15 protein-coding genes and 2 tRNA genes are annotated in these 16,012 nt (G+C 62.3%); 6 read left to right on the top strand and 11 right to left on the bottom strand.

Annotated elements, in window-relative coordinates:
* The first annotated feature begins 109 nt into the window (after positions 1–109).
* Complete coding sequence (gene hfq / locus MN188_RS02630) at positions 110–346, top strand: RNA chaperone Hfq (RefSeq protein WP_242105812.1); 237 nt, start codon at positions 110–112, stop codon at positions 344–346.
* A complete protein-coding gene (gene hflX / locus MN188_RS02635; protein WP_242107343.1) occupies positions 343–1,641 on the top strand; it encodes a GTPase HflX in 1,299 nt (432 codons plus the stop codon). The genes hfq and hflX overlap by 4 nt, the downstream gene beginning before the upstream one ends.
* Before the next feature lie 166 nt (positions 1,642–1,807).
* On the opposite strand, the gene MN188_RS02640 is transcribed toward hflX, so the two are convergent.
* Positions 1,808–4,282, bottom strand: coding sequence for a penicillin acylase family protein (locus MN188_RS02640; RefSeq protein WP_242105814.1), 2,475 nt, complete (start codon positions 4,280–4,282; stop codon positions 1,808–1,810).
* An 81-nt stretch (positions 4,283–4,363) separates the two neighbouring features.
* On the opposite strand from MN188_RS02640, the gene MN188_RS02645 reads away from it, so the two are divergent.
* Positions 4,364–5,236 (top strand): NAD(P)-dependent oxidoreductase, encoded by an 873-nt coding sequence (locus MN188_RS02645; protein WP_242105816.1) that lies wholly within the window; start codon positions 4,364–4,366, stop codon positions 5,234–5,236.
* A gap of 58 nt (positions 5,237–5,294) precedes the next feature.
* Here MN188_RS02645 and MN188_RS02650 read toward each other — a convergent pair whose 3' ends face one another.
* The 9 genes from MN188_RS02650 to MN188_RS02690 all read right to left on the bottom strand — a co-directional run bounded on the left by MN188_RS02650 (position 5,295) and on the right by MN188_RS02690 (position 12,971).
* A complete protein-coding gene (locus MN188_RS02650; protein ID WP_242105818.1) occupies positions 5,295–5,855 on the bottom strand; it encodes a lipid-binding SYLF domain-containing protein in 561 nt (186 codons plus the stop codon).
* Positions 5,856–5,993: 138 nt separating this feature from the next.
* Positions 5,994–6,470 (bottom strand): acyl-CoA thioesterase, encoded by a 477-nt coding sequence (locus MN188_RS02655; protein WP_242105820.1) that lies wholly within the window; start codon positions 6,468–6,470, stop codon positions 5,994–5,996.
* Between the two features lie 96 nt (positions 6,471–6,566).
* A tRNA-Gly gene (locus tag MN188_RS02660) sits at positions 6,567–6,640 on the bottom strand.
* A gap of 38 nt (positions 6,641–6,678) precedes the next feature.
* Positions 6,679–8,073 (bottom strand): T6SS phospholipase effector Tle1-like catalytic domain-containing protein, encoded by a 1,395-nt coding sequence (locus tag MN188_RS02665; protein WP_242105823.1) that lies wholly within the window; start codon positions 8,071–8,073, stop codon positions 6,679–6,681.
* Between the two features lie 69 nt (positions 8,074–8,142).
* Positions 8,143–10,179 (bottom strand): ASKHA domain-containing protein, encoded by a 2,037-nt coding sequence (locus tag MN188_RS02670; RefSeq protein ID WP_242105825.1) that lies wholly within the window; start codon positions 10,177–10,179, stop codon positions 8,143–8,145.
* 164 nt (positions 10,180–10,343) lie between these two features.
* A complete protein-coding gene (locus MN188_RS02675) occupies positions 10,344–10,577 on the bottom strand; it encodes an N-(5'-phosphoribosyl)anthranilate isomerase (protein ID WP_242105827.1) in 234 nt (77 codons plus the stop codon).
* Positions 10,578–10,635: 58 nt separating this feature from the next.
* Entirely contained in the window at positions 10,636–11,709 is a 1,074-nt protein-coding gene (locus MN188_RS02680; protein ID WP_242105829.1) for a methyltetrahydrofolate cobalamin methyltransferase, read from the bottom strand.
* Positions 11,710–12,648 carry a methylenetetrahydrofolate reductase gene (locus MN188_RS02685; RefSeq protein ID WP_242105832.1) on the bottom strand — a complete coding sequence of 313 codons (939 nt, stop codon included), beginning with the start codon at positions 12,646–12,648 and terminating at the stop codon, positions 11,710–11,712.
* Positions 12,649–12,674: 26 nt separating this feature from the next.
* Complete coding sequence (locus tag MN188_RS02690) at positions 12,675–12,971, bottom strand: virulence factor (protein ID WP_242105834.1); 297 nt, start codon at positions 12,969–12,971, stop codon at positions 12,675–12,677.
* Between the two features lie 211 nt (positions 12,972–13,182).
* Between MN188_RS02690 and MN188_RS02695 the strand changes: the two genes are divergently transcribed.
* From MN188_RS02695 to MN188_RS02705, 3 genes are read left to right on the top strand one after another with little or no spacing between them, the layout of a single operon-like run.
* Positions 13,183–13,875 carry a sulfotransferase family 2 domain-containing protein gene (locus tag MN188_RS02695; RefSeq protein ID WP_242105836.1) on the top strand — a complete coding sequence of 231 codons (693 nt, stop codon included), beginning with the start codon at positions 13,183–13,185 and terminating at the stop codon, positions 13,873–13,875.
* A 59-nt stretch (positions 13,876–13,934) separates the two neighbouring features.
* Entirely contained in the window at positions 13,935–15,047 is a 1,113-nt protein-coding gene (locus MN188_RS02700; protein ID WP_242107346.1) for a Ppx/GppA phosphatase family protein, read from the top strand.
* Between the two features lies 1 nt (position 15,048).
* Positions 15,049–15,780 carry an RlmE family RNA methyltransferase gene (locus tag MN188_RS02705; RefSeq protein WP_242105838.1) on the top strand — a complete coding sequence of 244 codons (732 nt, stop codon included), beginning with the start codon at positions 15,049–15,051 and terminating at the stop codon, positions 15,778–15,780.
* Between the two features lie 131 nt (positions 15,781–15,911).
* Here the strand turns inward: MN188_RS02705 and MN188_RS02710 are convergent.
* Positions 15,912–16,001: transfer RNA gene (locus MN188_RS02710), tRNA-Ser, on the bottom strand.
* Between the last annotated feature and the right edge of the window lie 11 nt (positions 16,002–16,012).

A 16,012-nucleotide genomic window follows, 5' to 3' on the forward strand; every position in this document is an offset into this window, starting at 1 on the left:
GCGTTTCGCATTTTGGGGCTGGAATCTGGCGCAAAGCCGTTTCATACTCGCCTGTAATGGAACGACCTGCCGGGGGCCCGGCAGCACGATAGAAAAAAGGAAATAAGCGATGGCTGCCGACAAAGCAAACCTGCAGGATGCCTTTCTTAACCATGTTCGCAAGACCAAGGTACCGGTGACAATTTTTCTGATCAACGGGGTAAAATTGCAGGGCGTGATTTCATGGTTCGACAATTTTTGCGTGCTGCTCAAGCGCGACGGACAATCGCAGCTTGTCTACAAACACGCGATCTCGACGATCATGCCGACCCAGCCGATTAACCTTTATGACGGCGACGACAGCTGACCGATCCGACTTCAACCGAAGAGCTGGCGACCCGCGCCTGGGTCGTTCATCCAGAGCTGACCTCTGACGCCCATCGCCGCACAGCCGTGTCGGCGCTGGCCGAAGGCGTGGCGTTGGCCGATGCCCTTCCGGGGTTGGAGGTTGTGGGGCATGAGGTGGTGCGGCTGAAAAAGCCGCATCCCGGCCACCTGTTCGGCACCGGCAAGATTGAAGAAATCCGCCAACGCCTGAAGGCCGCCGAGGTCGACCTGGTGCTGATCGACGGCCCGGTGTCTCCGGTGCAGCAGCGCAATCTGGAAAAAGACTGGGGGGTTAAAATTCTCGACCGGACCGGTCTGATCCTGGAAATCTTCTCGGACCGCGCGCGCACCCGTGAAGGGGTGTTGCAGGTCGAAATGGCCGCCTTGTCCTATCAGCGCACGCGTTTGGTGCGGGCCTGGACCCACCTGGAACGCCAGCGCGGCGGATTGGGTTTTGTCGGCGGCCCCGGCGAAACTCAGATCGAGGCCGACCGGCGCGCGATTGACGACCAGCTGGTCCGCATCCGCCGCCAGTTGGAAAAGGTTGTGAAAACCCGCGAATTGCACCGCGCCGCGCGCGCCAAGGTGCCGTTCCCGATCGTGGCCCTTGTGGGCTATACCAACGCCGGAAAATCGACCCTGTTCAACCGGGTGACCGGAGCCAAGGTGATGGCCAAGGACATGCTGTTTGCCACGCTGGACCCGACCATGCGCTCGATCGAGTTGCCAAACCCCAGCGGCGGCGCGGGGCGCAAGGTGATTTTGTCCGACACCGTGGGGTTCATCAGCGATCTGCCCACGCAGCTGGTCGCCGCCTTCCGTGCGACGTTGGAGGAGGTTCTGGCCGCAGATCTGATCCTGCATGTGCGCGACATCAGCCATGATGAAACCGACGAACAGGCCCGCGACGTGGAAACCATCCTGTCCGACCTGGGCGTGAACGAAGATACGCCACGTCTTGAGGTGTGGAACAAGCTGGACCTGCTGGACGAAGGCGACCATGACGCCCGGGTGACCGAAGCAGGCCGAACGGACGACATCATCGCGATCTCGGCGCTGACCGGCGAAGGGCTGGATGATCTGTTCGACGCGGTTGAGCAGAAACTGGGCCAGCCGCGCACCACCGAGGTTCTGCATCTGGGCTTTGCCGATGGGCGCCAGCGCGCCTGGCTTTTCCAGGAAGGCATCGTGGATGATGAGGCACAGGGTGAAGAGGGCTGGGACCTTACCGTCACCTGGACCGCGCGTCAGGCTGCGGAATACGCCGCCCTGTAGGTGCATCAGGGTGGAAACCACAATCCGAGTGCGGCGCGGCCTACCTCCCGTAAGGGATGGGACACCCCTCCTTTCGGACGATCTTTAGGCTAGGGCGCTGCGCGCTCTTTCTTGCTGGTTCCAAGCAAGCAGGGAAGGGGAGACCCCCCGGGTATCTTCGCGTGTGTTAGTTTTCGGCCGGGATCAGCCGGGTGATGCCGACCGAGGCCGCCCGGGCCAAATCCGGGTCCAGCGACATAGGGATGTATTCGCCCCGCCGCCAAAGTTCGCCCAGGTCATCATAGTGGCGCGACAGAAAATGCCCGGATTGGCCAGTGGCGCTGACGAAGAGCGAACTGTCGGGGTCAGCGAAGTCGTATACACCGCGATAGCCGGCGCCATGCACGTTCTGAAACGGCGCTGGATCAATGCCTGAGCTGAGGCCGCGCATCAGCGTGTTGTCACCACCCGAAGTCGACTGGCGGATGTTCACGAAAAACTTCAAAAGCGGCGCGTCGCCCAGAACCGGGTGGTCATGGGCGGCAGTGTGCGCATCACCCCAGCGCAAGCTTTCCTGTTCCCCACCGTGATGTTCCTCAACCCACAAAAGCGCGTCATCCAGCGCAATGCGGGCCATATGCGGACAGGTTTCAACCGCGGCGGACTGGATCACGTCACACCAGATTCCAGCGCCGCTGATGTTGCGAAAGACGCGTTCAATAAAAAGAGGTTCGATATGGGTGAAACTGCCCGCCAGCGGCCCCAGCTCATCGCGGATCAGCCGTGTCTGCAATGCGCGCATCCAGGCGGAATAGATCAGCGGCTCGGGAAGATGTTCGTTCATCTCGCCGTTCCAGTTCGCCAGAAGGTCCAACGCGCGTTGCCGGGCGCGTTCGGGCGTGCCCTCGGGCGCAGCTTCGCCGGTGAACCACAAATCCGCACCGACCAGCGGCAGAAGGGTGCGCGCGGTGCTGGACACGGTGTCCAACTGCGCCTCGATGAAGCTTTCGCGCGTGTGCACTTCGCGGTTTTGCATCAGGCGTTGCCAGCGCAGCACCCGCTGACTGTCGCCCCAGTCAAATGAGACATGAAGCGGGAAGGGGCGGTCCACCACCTTGTTGTTGGTGTTGCCGACGATCCCGCCAGAGGGTGACAGAAATTCGGGATTTGCGGCATAGCTTTCGACCCCGTCCCAGCGGTTCTCGGCCCGCCAACCGGGGGCTGGAATGCGGCCCTGGGACTGATGGTCGGCGCTCCGTCGTGGCAACGCGCCGAAGGTTTTCATCGCAATCTCTTGCCCGTCGACCATAATCACGTTCTGGCTGGGCGCGACAAAGTGTTCCCCCGCGGCGATGCCTTCGGCCACGGTTCCCGCGCGCATCAGCTTCAGCCCGGCCCCCAACGACCGGTCTTGGGCGGTCAAAAGCGTCCAGGCCACGGATGCGACATGACCGCGCGGAGTGACAGCGCCCAGACCATAGTGATGGCCGGGCAGGATCGGTCCGTTCTGCGTCCATTGCAGGTTGATCGTCACCGGGGCCTTGTCCTTGATCTTGATGATCGAGGGGCGGGTTTGCATCGCCACGAACCCGCCGAGCCCGCGCACCTGGTCGGGGTTTTCTGGGTTCAGTTCTTCGATGAACACATCCTGATCGTCGAGGTAGGAGCTGGTCAGGGCCCAGCCGAAATCGGCACTGCGCCCGACCATCATCACCGGCAGGCCAGGGATGGTGCCGCCGATCACGCCACCTGTCGACAGCTCAAGACGTGCCAGGTACCAGATTGAGGGGGCGGACAGGCCCAGATGTGGGTCATTGGCCAAGAGCGTGCCGCCAGCCGCAGACCGGCTGGGGGCAGCGGCCCAGGCGTTAGAGGCGCCGGCCTGACCGCGTGGAGCGATCGGGCTCAGGAACGGTGTAGCCTTGGGTGACAGGGCCGCGAAATCGTGGGTGGGACCAAGCCCGTCGAACAGCGCCGCGAAGTCAGGCAAGGCGGCGATTGCGCTGCCGGGCATGTCTGGCAGAATGTCGGCCACACGCGCTTGGGGCAGGGCCAGGCTGACACGGGCACGCAAAACTTCCGCTTGCACGTGGCCTGCCATCTGCACCCCCATCAATTTCATGATGGCCAGGCTGTCGGCTGGGCGCCAGGGGCTCAGATCATTGGAAAACAGGAAGAATTCCGGCGCACCGCGTCCAAGTGCTTCATCATTCACGCGTTGCAGCCAGGCGTTCACCCCGGCGGAATAGGCGATGAGCGCGGCCGTTGTGTCGGCGTCCTGCACCTTTACCGAAGCCTGTGCCAGGCGATAGATATCCAGACGCCGCATCAGTTCATCAACCTGGAAGGTGCGTTCACCGAACATTTCGGACAAGCGCCCCTGCGCGGTGCGCCGCAACATGGTCATCTGCCACAGACGGTCCTGGGCATGGGCATAGCCAAGGCCAAAAAACACGTCCGCATCGGTTTCACCGAAGATATGCGGCACGTTGGCGTTGCTACGCACAATGTCCAGCGGCGCAGACAGCCCCCGCGCCTGACGCGTCACATCATATTCAGGCAGCGAGCGCGAAGCGAAGTAATAGACCAGAATGGCAGCCAGAACCGCGACAACAACGACGGTGGTAAAGATGCGCATGAGCCAGCGAAACAGACGTGCCATTGGGCCTCACATATTGACGCGGGCTTTGGGCCCGTTAGGAAGGAACATCAGGACCATATACAATCATCGAAGGGGGCCGTCATGGCAAAATGCGCGTTTCTTGGGCTCGGGGTCATGGGATACCCGATGGCAGGGCATCTTGTGGCGGCAGGTCACGAGGTCACGGTGTACAATCGGACTTTCGTCAAGGCCGAAGCCTGGGCGGCCGAGCATGGCGGCACAGCCTGCGCCACCCCTCGCGCGGCGGCCGAGGGGGCCGATTTCGTGATGGCCTGCGTTGGCAATGACGAAGATTTGCGGGCGGTTTGCCTGGGCGATGAGGGCGCGTTTGCCGGCATGTCGCCGGGCGCGGGATTTGTTGATCACACCACGGTGTCGGCCAAGGTCACGCGTGAGCTGCACGCGGCGGCGGACGCGCTTGGCGTCAGCTTTGTCGACGCGCCGGTGTCGGGTGGTCAGGCGGGGGCCGAAAACGGGGTCCTGTCGATCATGTGTGGCGGCGCGGCGGGCGCCTATGAAGCGGCCGAGCCGATCATGCAGGCCTATGGCCGAACCGTGAAGCGCCTGGGCGACAGCGGCGCGGGGCAGCTGACCAAGATGGTGAACCAGATCTGCATCGCGGGACTGGTGCAGGGCCTGTCCGAGGGGCTTCATTTTGCCGAAAAAGCCGGGCTGGACATTCGCGAGGTTGTCGATGTGATCCAGGGTGGTGCAGCGGGCAGCTGGCAGATGGTGAACCGGCACGAAACGATGGCTGACAATGAATTCGAGCATGGATTTGCCGTGGATTGGATGCGCAAGGACCTGGGCATCTGCCTGGCCACAGCGGATGAAAACGGCGCCTCGCTTCCGGGCACCGCGCTGATTGATCAATTTTACAAGGATGTGCAGCAGTTGGGTGGCGGGCGTTGGGACACCTCGTCGTTGATCAAGCGCCTGCGCGCTTTGGGCTGAGGCACACACGCAAAAGGGCAGCCCGACGGCTGCCCTCATCTTCCCCACACGCCTGCGATCAGGCGATGATGCGGGTGTATTTCGTGCCTTCGATCGTGGCGCCCGCGATCAACCCGGCCTGGCCGAACACCACCGCCACCACCGGGGTGAGCGACGTGATTGTGTCGGCCGACAGGCGGTCGCCCTGGCTCTGAATCGCGTATTTGATGTCCGCGCCCGCGACCCACCCGGCCGAGGTCCGGAAATTCGACAGCGCCTCGTCTGTCATGAAAAACAAAACGTGGGCATATTGCTGCGCGCCGATCTGAAGCCCGATCGAGGCCTGCGCCTGCAGGTAATAATCCACCGTCGCCCCGCCCACGCGCAATGCGCCGCGGCCATAAGAGCCGCCGATGCCCAGACCGGCCTCGGTCACAAGCGGCATGACCAACATGCCGGTGGACTTCGACGCCAGATCCCGGGTGCCGGGATAGCGGTTGTAAAGGTAATTCAGCGTGGTGTCGGTGCGCGCGTCGATCGCCGCCCCCCCGCGCGAGCCGACGCCGTTGGCACAGCCGGCCGTTACCAGGGCCGCACCGCCCGCACTAATCATGAATCCACGTCTGGAAAAGGTCGTCATCTGCCCGTCCTTGCCTGTTACGCCGCGCGCTGCGGCTTTGCCTCTGCATCCACGGGTCTGACGCCCGTATTGCGGGCAAATATAGGGCACGGCGCCGGGGTTGTCACCACGTGATGTGGTCTGCGGCAGGAAACCGCCTTATTCTTGCACCGCGCCGTCGCGGCTCTGAAACGCCGAAATTGCGGCCTTGGGCAAGGGGCGTTTGGTCTTTGCGTCCTGCTCCAGACAAACGATCACGCTTTCCCCGGTGGTCTTCAGGCCGGTTTCCGTAAACACCGCGTATTCCATCCGAAACGACGTGTTGCGATAGGAAACAGTGCGCCCGGTGACGACATAGCTGTCGTTGAGATACAGCGGCGCGTGGTAGCGCGCGGCGTTCGTCATCAGCACCAGCTGGGGATCGTCCGCACGATAGCTCGACACCTGATAGTCGCGGAAATAGGGGATGCGCAGGGTTTCGAACCAGCGCAGATAGGCCACGTTGTTCACGTGGTTCAGCGCGTCCAGCTCATAGAACCGAACCTTGTCGGCTATGCCAAAATCCCAACCTTCCGGCACACCTGCAGCGCGCAGGACCTCTCCGGTCAGGGGGGTAAGATAGGGCAGGTTGGTCATGGTCGCCTCCGGTTTTCCCAGCCATGCCAGCCTGCGGCGCGCGGCGCAATGCGACATGCGCACGACGCGGCGTCAGGTCGGTCTGGAACGGGGAAATGGAGCGGGTGAAGGGAATCGAACCCTCGTCTTAAGCTTGGGAAGCTCCTGCTCTACCATTGAGCTACACCCGCCCGGGCGAGGCACGGGATAGCGCGGGTGGGCGTGGGGGTCAATCGTCTATTGTGCCCGGCGCGCGCTCTGGCGGCAGGTTGGGCGGATCATAGCGCGCCGCAGGTGTGCCTTGTCGGGTATAGGCGCTGGGGTCGATCTCATGGTGGTCCGGGATGCGGCGCGGTTCGAACAGCGGCAGGTACCATATCCAGCCGCGGCGAAACCAGACCGGGCGCCCCGGCTCGCGGCGCTTGAGCGACTTGGGCAGAAATTCAAGCAGCGCCCAGGCCCAGATGCCAGTGGGCTTGCCCTTGCCCCAGATCGAATTGTGGATCGGGGCCAGAGGGTCGGGCTGGGAATAGGGCAGACCGGTCAGGGTCTTCTTGCTGGGGTCTTCCCCCAGCACATGCCAGCGCCAGTTGTTCGGGTTGAAAAGCAGGCCGTGGTGGCGCGTGGCACGGTCTGGCAGCGGGGGATCTCCCGCGGCAATCCGCGCCGCGTTGTCTTCGCGGTCGGCATCGCGTTCGGCCCGCGCCAGAGCTTTCATCATCCACACCAGGGACAGTTTGCCGATACCCGCTTCGTCCTCGGCCGGGCTGCCGCCGATGTCGGAATGAAAACCGGGAAACCAGCGCTGCCGCACATATTGCCGCCGGCGGGTTGAGGCGACGCGAAACCGGGTCGGGTAATAGTCGCGCGCGCCCTTGCGCCAGTGTTTGGCGCGAAACAGCGTGCGGCGATGGTCGATCGCCAGCGCCTGGGTGATGATGCGCACGGTGACATTGGCGTCCACGTTCGGGTGGGTGCCCAGCTCCATCGGGCTGCCATAGCTGCGCAAGTTGTGCGCGATGCGGCGAAAACGCACGATTGAACTCACAGTGTCGAACAGGCCGACAAAGCGGATCGGTGCCGAATTGCGCGGGCGCAGGACGCGGTCGTACTGGCGCAGTTTCAAAAACACCTCGCGCGCAGGTGTGCCCTTGTCGAAATCCGGGATCCGGCGATAAGCACGAAACACCTGCGGCACAAGGTGCAGGTCCTTGGGATCGGCCAGGCCGAAATTGTGGATGAACCCGGCCAACACGCGCGCGCCGTAAGCGCCGCGCGAAAAGCCGATGATATAGATCTGGTCGGCGGCAAAGGCGTCGCTGTCCGAGGATCCGGCTTTATGCATGTAATCCTTGGCACTCTTCCAGTTTTCGCACAGGAAGCGATAGGCATCCAACACGTCATCCTCCAGCCCCAGACCAAAGCCCAGCCCGGCCAGGGCGCGTGCCTGCTGCCACCAGCGCAGGACCCAGATCCGTTGCCCGTCATTGGTGCCGACGCCTTGTGTGTAATGTACAAGCTGTCGGTCGTTCTGCTTTAACGCCTTGTAAAGCTTGAGCACATTGCTTTCGCGGTCACCGATTTCATTGCCGGTGCCATCCATGCAGAGCACGATTTTGCGCATCCTGATGTCCCCCGAGGCCGCGATGATACAACCTCAGGTTGGCAGATCGGGGCACACTTGGCAAACCTGTCAGCCGCGCCTGCGCCGCCTGCGCCCGCCCCCATCGCCGCCACCGGTGTTGAAGGTCGCATCGGGCAGGGTGACGATGGAATTCAGGATCGGGAAAGGATCGGCCGAGTTCGGGATTGCACTGGCGTTAACGAAATGCTCCTGAAAGCGGGGCTCGACCGCGGTTTCGACCTTGTGGATCGCGGTCACAGTGGCTTCGATCTCGCGCCGGGCGTCGGTGTTGAGCAGCGCGATGCGTGCCCCGGTGCCCGCCGCGTTGCCCGCGCTGGTCACGCGGTCCAGTTCGCAATCGGGGATCATGCCCAGAACCATCGCGTGTTTCGGGCTGATATGCGCGCCGAAAGCACCCGCCAGCACGATCCGGTCAACCTTGTCGACCTCCAGCTTGTCCATTAGCAGGCGCGCGCCGGAATAGAGCGCCGCCTTGGCCATCTGGATCGCGCGGATGTCGCCGTTGGTCACACTGATCACCGGACCACCCTCGGCGCTAGCGTCATGCAGCAGATAGGAAAAGGTGCGCCCGTCCTGGAAACAGCGCGCAGTGCCGGTCTGGTCCGGGCTGCCGATCAGGCCGGGGCCATCGACGATGCCGGCCAGGCGCATCTCGGCAACCACCTCGATGATGCCCGAGCCGCAGATGCCGGTGATGCCGGTGGTTGCGATCGCTTCGTCAAAGCCCGGTTCATCCGACCAGATGTCCGAGCCGATGACGCGAAAGCGCGGTTCCTTGGTGATGGGGTCAATCTCGACCCGTTCGATCGCACCGGGGGCGGCGCGTTGACCGCTGGAGATCTGCGCGCCCTCAAAGGCGGGGCCAGTGGGCGAGGAACAGGCCAGAACGCCCGCCTTCGACCCCAACAGGATTTCCGCGTTGGTACCCACGTCCACGACCAGCACCAGATCGTCGGACTTGTCTGGCGCTTCGGACAAGGCAACGCCTGCCGCGTCCGCACCCACGTGGCCCGCGATGCAGGGCAGCAGATAGCTGCGCGTGCCGGGGTTCAGCACCAGGTCAAGGTCGGCGGCGCGCAGGTTCAGCGCGTCGGATGTCGCCAGAGCAAACGGTGCCTGACCCAATTCGAACGGATCAATGCCCAGAAACAGGTGGTGCATTACCGGGTTCATCACGAACACCGTGTCCAGGATCAGAGACTTGTCGATCTCGGCCTCGGCCGCGATTTGCACAAAGAGGGCGTTCAGTCCTTCGCGCACCGCTTGCGTCATTTCCAAGTCACCGCCCGGGTTCATCATGGAGTAGCTGACCCGGCTCATCAGATCTTCGCCAAAGCGGATCTGCGGGTTCATGATGCCCGATGAGCCGACGACGTCACCGGTTTGAAGGTCACACAGGTGTGCCGCGATGGTGGTCGATCCAAGGTCCACCGCCAGGCCATAGACCTGTCCATCATAATACCCCGGCCACAGCGCGCAGATCGAAGGCGGGCGGGTTGCGTCGCCGGTATGCACCGCAGCCGTCACCGTCCAGTTGCCCTTGCGCAGCACCGGCTGCAATTCGCGCAGCAGATTCGGGTCGATCTCCAGCGTGTCCAGCTCCATCGCCGTTCTCAGCGCCGTGCACAGCCGCTCCAGATCACCGGTGGGCTTGTGCATGTCGGGCTGTTCCACCTCGACATATTGCAGCCGGACGGACGGGTTCAGAGTGATATCACGCGCCTCGGCACGTTTGCGCACGACCTGGCGGTGCACCTGGCTTTCCGGCGGCACATCGATCACCACATCGCCCTGGACTGTGGCCTGGCAGCCCAGGCGGCGCCCCTTGGGAAGCCCGCGTTTGTCGTCATAGCGTTGTTCGACGGCGTTCCAGTCCGACAGGGCGTCCTCGCGCACGGTCACACCGTGTTTCGGAAACTCACCGAAGGACGGTGTGATCTGACACTTGGAACAGATCCCCCGCCCGCCACAGACAGAATCCAGATCGACGCCCAATTGCCGGGCTGCGGTCAGAATGGGGGTGCCAACGGGGAAATTCCCCCGTTGGCCAGAGGGGGTGAAAATGACCAGTGGATCTTTCGACATGTGCGCGCGTCTTTCCCTTTTTCCTTGTTTTAACCCGCAGGTGTGACAGAGCAAGGGCAGAAGGCGTCGCGGTAGGGTCTGACCGCGACGCACGGTGCGGCCTGATAGATTTTTCTAGAAAAATCTTGTGTATCGAAATTTTCTAGAAAATTTCACCTGCGCCCTCAGCAAATGATCTGTACCGGGTCACGTGTGCACAGGATGACGAAGTGGTCCCCGCATTCGATCATGTGAAAGCCACGCTTGCGCACCTCAAGTTCCAGCGCGTCGCGGCCAATTTCGCGTTCCACGTCCCTGACGCGCCGCCGGACGACACCGCCCGTGACCACCGCCTTTGCACGGAAGATTTGAGAAAGCCAATCGGCGCCCAGGGCGGGGTGTCTGTGCATTGCGTTCATGCCCGAAGCTTACTTCGGGCATGGTTGCCAGGATGTGAAGCGATCAGACCCGCGCGTCTCAGCCGCGGCGGCGGCGGCCCCCGCGACGACCGCCCGCAGCTCCACCGGCACCGCCGGCCGGCTGGTTGAACCGGATCCAAGCGCCCCCGGCTTCGTCGTTGTTGGTCAGGAAGTTGGCAGCGCGGATGGCTTCCATTTCCTTGCCCGGACGCGGCTTGGTCGATCCAAGCCCGAACATCTGGCAGAAGGCTTCGTCGTCCAAGTCGGCGGGCAGGATGATGCCGCTGGCCTCAACCTCGGCTTTCTTTTCCGCCAGTTTCTTCGGACCCACCGGAAGCGCGACTGGGTTCATGATCGCCGAGGTCATGCCGGCGCCCATTGCCATTGGCAGGAAGGCGTTGTTGATGCCATGCCGGTTGGGCAGGCCGAACGAGATATTCGAGGCGCCGCAGGTTGTGTTCACGCCCAGCTCTTCGCGCAGGCGGCGCACCAGGGTAAAGACCTGAAGCCCGGCGGTGCCCATCGCGCCGATCGGCATGACCAGCGGGTCGACCACGATGTCATGCGCGGGAATGCCGAAATCTGCGGCGCGTTCGACGATCTTCTTGGCGACCGCAAAGCGCACCTCCGGGTCTTCAGAAATCCCGGTGTCGTCGTTCGAGATCGCCACGACCGGAACGTTGTATTTCTTGACCAGCGGCAGGACCATCTCCAGCCGCTCTTCTTCCCCGGTGACCGAGTTCAGAAGCGGGCGGCCGTTGGCGGCCTCAAGCCCGGCCTCAAGCGCGCCGGGGACCGAGCTGTCGATGCAGAGCGGGCAGTCGGTGACCGCCTGGACCTTCTCGATCAGTTCACGCATCAGCGTGGGTTCAACAAAGTTGTTGTCGGCATAGCGCGGGTCTTCGGCCATCTTGCCCGAAAACACGGCGCCCGAGTTGATGTCCAGAATGGTCGCGCCGGCGGCAACCTGGGCCAAAGCATCGGCTTCGACGCGGCTGAAATCGCCCGCTTCCAACTCGGCGTTCAGGATCTTGCGACCGGTCGGGTTGATCCGTTCCCCGATCACGGTGAAAGGCTGATCAAAGCCGATGATGGCGGTTTTCGAAGCAGATTCGACGATGGTGCGAGTCATTTACGCGTCCTTTGCGGGATTTGCGGGAACGGTGCTGGCACCGCCGTTGTTGATGGCCCAATTTGCATTGGTCTTGATCCCGCCCAGCGGGAAGAAATGCACGCCCGTGATGTTGAAATCCGGGTTGGCCGCCTTGTGCGCGGCCAGCTGGGCAATCACCTCGGTCGGCTCATAGGGCATGAGCAGCTTGGACACGTCCATCGCGCGTTTCTGCAGCACCTTCAGCGAGGGGCCGACGCCACAGGCGATGGCGAACTTGATCAGGGTTTGCAGCTTGGCGGGGCCTGCGATGCCGATATGGATCGGGATGTCCACGCCAGCGGCTTTCACGCTGTCGGCCCATTTGATAATGGGACCGGCGTCAAAGGCGAACTGGGTGGCCAGCGCCATTTGCGCGTCCGTGGTTTCCGAGAACTTCTGCTTCCATTGCAGCGCCTCGTCGACAAGTTTCGACCCACCGTTCGGGTCGATGTCACGGTTGCCTTCGGGGTGTCCTGCCACGTGCAGATGGGTGAACCCCGCCTGATCGAGCAGGCCGGTTTCCAGAAGCTGCATCGAGGAATGGAAATCGCCATGCGGCTTTTCCACACCGCCCGCCAGAAGAAGCGCCTGTTTCACGTCCGCTTCGCCTTGATAGCGCGCGATCCAGTCGGCCAAGGTGGCCTTGTCCTTGATGATACGCGCCGGGAAATGCGGCATGACCGGGTAACCGTCTGCGTTGAGACGCTTGGCGGTCGCCACCATGTCTTCGATCGGTGTGCCTTCGATATGGGCGATATAGACGCGGGTGCCTTCGGGCAGCAGGGCGCGGAAATCCTCGACCTTTTCGGCCGTGCGCGGCATCACCTCGATCGAATAGCCTTTCAGGAAGGCCTCGACCTCGGGGGTGACGGTGGGTGCCCCCGCAGGGGCCTTTTTCTTGAAGTTCAACAGCGCCATGGCTGCCTCCCATATCCGCGGCGGGGTCATTCCCGGCCGTCGTTGGCAATAAGCGCTTTCAGGCGCTCCTGGTCATATTCCGTGTCGATGCGGGTGGCCTCGGCTTGTGCAACCTCGTCTTGATCCCCGTCCACCGCATAAGGTGCGGCCTTGCGCCATTCGGCCAGGTATTCATCCGTGCCAGCGGCCCCGCTTTTCATCGCGGCGCGGTCGATGGCTTGCTCGAACCGTTCAGGCAGAGCCACTTTCGATCCGCGACGGCCTTTGCCCACGATCACCTGGGCTGGCATGTCCCGCCAAAAAACAATGGTTACGTCAGGCATTGCGATTCCTCATCTCCTCGTCCCCTGACCCTACGCCGCGTCGTTTCCCTTACAGGGATTGTTTTCGACATGGTGAGGGCGCGTTGCGACGTTCTGTTTGTCTGATAGCGGGGCACGCGGGGGCAAACCACCGCAAGGTGTGTCAAAAATTCTCAACATGATTATGCAGCTGATGCCGAGCTTGACCTGAGGGAACCTCACAAATAGATTCGTGAAAAAAAAGAAATTGATTGAGAGCAGAAAAATGACCGTTTCCGTTGCGGCGCTTAAAGTCGCCTATAATCCACTTCCCAAAGCTGCATGTTCCACCGTGAAGGCAATGCTGGCGCGGGTCGATAATTCGATGTCCCTTCCGTCTGGAGATCGGATTACAAACCGAACCTGGCACGAAGTTTATCCCACCCGGCGGTTTCGCCCGCACAGGTGGGAGCCGTTCGAGCAGGAGGATTGGTTTCGGTTTGCTGTGGTGCGCGACCCACTCAAACGCCTGATGGCATGTTACACGGATCGCGTGGTCAAGCGTCGTGAGTTGCACAACAGCAGAAAGATCAAGAACGGGCGCGTGGACCTTCCCAAGGATCCCGACCCGGATTTCTTTTTTCAGAATCTTGAGCGCTACAGAGAAGCGTCGTCGGTCGTAAAGCACCACTCGCTTGGCGCGCGATTGTTCCTTGTCCCTAGTCTCGCTCGCTATTCACGCGTGTACCGCACGAGTGAGGTGGGCGAATTAGCAAGTGACTTGACCAAGCGAACGGGCGAAAAGTTCAAACCTTCACGAGAGAACGCAAGCGGGATGGCAATCGGGCTTGATGACTTGAAACCAAAGACGGTGGACGCGCTGCGCCCGTTTCTGACCCGTGAGTTCGACTTTCTCGATTCATACTACGAAAACCCCTTGGCGTAGCTTGCGCCGTCCGGTCGTCCGTCCTATCTTCAAGGTAACTTGAAATGGAGGGCGTGACGATGGCGCCCAAGCGTCCCGAGGGTGCGGGCGCGTTCCCGAAGCCGGTTGAGCCACCCGCGCCTGACCAGAAAGATCCTGTGAGCCTGTATGCGGCGCTGGATCTTGGCACGAACAGTTGCCGTATGTTGATTGCCCAACCCAAGGGCAATCAATTTCACGTCGTGGACAGTTTCTCAAAATCGGTGCAGCTGGGATACGGGCTGGAAGGGTCCGGTCGGCTGTCGCGCGCCTCGATCGGCCGCACCATCCAGGCGTTGAAGATATGCCAGCGCAAGTTGAAAAAACACAACGTGTCGCACATGCGGCTGGTGGCGACTGAGGCGTGCCGTCGTGCCCGCAACGGGCGTGATTTCATGCGCATGGTGACACGGGAAACCGGTCTGACGCTGGAAATCATCAAACCCGAGGAAGAGGCGCGGCTGGCGGTGATTTCTTGCGCACCGCTGGTGTCGATGAAGACCGAGCAGCTATTGGTTGTCGATATCGGCGGCGGCTCGACCGAGCTGGTCTGGATCGACCTGTCCAACGTGCCGCCGATTGAGCGCCCGCGCGCGATCATGCGGATGCGTGGCAGCCTGATGGCCGACCCCGGACCGTTCCCGGCCGCGCGGGTGGTCGATTGGATTTCCGTGCCGCTGGGCGTGGCGACGCTGCGCGAACAATTCGACGACGTGAAGGAGGACAGCGCCCGGTTCGCGTTGATGAGCTGCTTTTTCGAAGAGCAGCTGGAAAGCTTTTTGCCGTTCTATGGCGATCACGTTCGCGAGGGGTTCCAGATCATTGGCACCTCGGGCACCGTGACTACGGTGGCGGCGACCCATCTGGGGCTGAAACGCTATGACCGCAACAAGGTGGACGGGTTGCGCATGTCGTCCGACCAGATCGACGCGGTGATCCGGGGTTACCTGGAGCAGGGGCCGCAGGGGCGGCGGGCCGATCCGCGTATCGGCAAGGACCGGCAGGCGCTGATCATGTCCGGCTCCGCGATCCTGCAGGCGCTGTTGCGCATCTGGCCGACCGACCGGCTGTCGGTCGCGGACCGGGGGCTGCGCGAGGGGCTGCTTTATTCACAAATGTCCGCCGATGGCGTTCTGGAAGACGGGAATATCTGAAATGGCTGGCGTTTACGGCAAAGGCAAGGGTGGCAAGAAGGGGAACTCGGGGCGCGGGCTGCGTGACCTGACGGTGAAGGTCAAGACCGCGCGCGGGCGCCGCGCCTCGTCGACCAAGTGGTTGCAGCGGCAGCTGAACGACCCCTACGTGTCACGCGCGCAGGTCGAGGGTATGCGCGGGCGCGCGGCCTATAAGATCATGGAGCTGGACGACAAGTTTCGGTTTCTGGTGAACGGCGCGCGGGTTGTCGATCTGGGCTGTGCGCCTGGCGGCTGGGCACAGGTCGCCGTGCCGCGCATCAATTCGCTGGGAGAGAAATCCGGCAAGGCCGTGGGCACCTTTCTGGGCGTGGACCTGCAAGAAATGGAGCCTCTGGCTGGTGCCGAGTTCCATGTGTTGGACTTTATGGAAGATGACGCTGACACACAGGTGAAAACCTGGCTGGGTGGTAAGGCGGACGTGGTGATGAGTGACATGGCGGCGTCCAGCTCGGGCCACAAGCAGACCGACCATTTGCGCATCATGGCGCTGTGCGAGGCGGCGGCCTATTTCGCCTTTGACGTTCTGGACGTGGGCGGCACCTTTGTGGCCAAGGTTCTGGCTGGCGGCGCGGAAGCGGATCTGCAGAAGATGCTGAAGCAGAACTTCGACAAGGTGTCTTATATGAAGCCGCCGTCGTCACGGTCGGACAGCTCTGAGAAATTCGTCGTTGCAACCGGATTTCGGGGCTGACGTCATCCAGCGGAGTGGCTGCGCCACGCTTGTTTTTTGATTGGCGCGCAGAGGGCAGCAGGCCGACAGCGGGCGGGCCGCGGACACGGTTCACCCGGCGGTTTCGTCGTGCCATGTCCCTGGGGGGATAGTGGCGGAGAGACAGGGATTCGAACCCTGGGTGGGCTTGCACCCACAACGGTTTTCGAGACCGCCCCGTTCGACCACTCCGGCACCTCTCCGCGGGGGTCGG

Source organism: Aliiroseovarius subalbicans (assembly GCF_022678625.1).
GTDB classification, from domain to species: Bacteria; Pseudomonadota; Alphaproteobacteria; order Rhodobacterales; family Rhodobacteraceae; genus Aliiroseovarius_A; species Aliiroseovarius_A subalbicans.

What these genes read in the sequence shown, in the direction of transcription:
- MN188_RS02670 (WP_242105825.1), bottom strand. Translation starts at nt 10,179, where the DNA reads ATGTCGAAAGATCCACTGGTCATTTTCACCCCCTCTGGCCAACGGGGG.
- MN188_RS02700 (WP_242107346.1), top strand. Translation starts at nt 13,935, where the DNA reads ATGGCGCCCAAGCGTCCCGAGGGTGCGGGCGCGTTCCCGAAGCCGGTT.
- MN188_RS02640 (WP_242105814.1), bottom strand. Translation starts at nt 4,282, where the DNA reads ATGGCACGTCTGTTTCGCTGGCTCATGCGCATCTTTACCACCGTCGTT.
- MN188_RS02675 (WP_242105827.1), bottom strand. Translation starts at nt 10,577, where the DNA reads ATGAACGCAATGCACAGACACCCCGCCCTGGGCGCCGATTGGCTTTCT.
- MN188_RS02690 (WP_242105834.1), bottom strand. Translation starts at nt 12,971, where the DNA reads ATGCCTGACGTAACCATTGTTTTTTGGCGGGACATGCCAGCCCAGGTG.
- MN188_RS02705 (WP_242105838.1), top strand. Translation starts at nt 15,049, where the DNA reads ATGGCTGGCGTTTACGGCAAAGGCAAGGGTGGCAAGAAGGGGAACTCG.
- hfq (WP_242105812.1), top strand. Translation starts at nt 110, where the DNA reads ATGGCTGCCGACAAAGCAAACCTGCAGGATGCCTTTCTTAACCATGTT.
- MN188_RS02685 (WP_242105832.1), bottom strand. Translation starts at nt 12,648, where the DNA reads ATGGCGCTGTTGAACTTCAAGAAAAAGGCCCCTGCGGGGGCACCCACC.
- MN188_RS02645 (WP_242105816.1), top strand. Translation starts at nt 4,364, where the DNA reads ATGGCAAAATGCGCGTTTCTTGGGCTCGGGGTCATGGGATACCCGATG.
- MN188_RS02665 (WP_242105823.1), bottom strand. Translation starts at nt 8,073, where the DNA reads ATGCGCAAAATCGTGCTCTGCATGGATGGCACCGGCAATGAAATCGGT.
- MN188_RS02650 (WP_242105818.1), bottom strand. Translation starts at nt 5,855, where the DNA reads ATGACGACCTTTTCCAGACGTGGATTCATGATTAGTGCGGGCGGTGCG.
- MN188_RS02655 (WP_242105820.1), bottom strand. Translation starts at nt 6,470, where the DNA reads ATGACCAACCTGCCCTATCTTACCCCCCTGACCGGAGAGGTCCTGCGC.
- MN188_RS02680 (WP_242105829.1), bottom strand. Translation starts at nt 11,709, where the DNA reads ATGACTCGCACCATCGTCGAATCTGCTTCGAAAACCGCCATCATCGGC.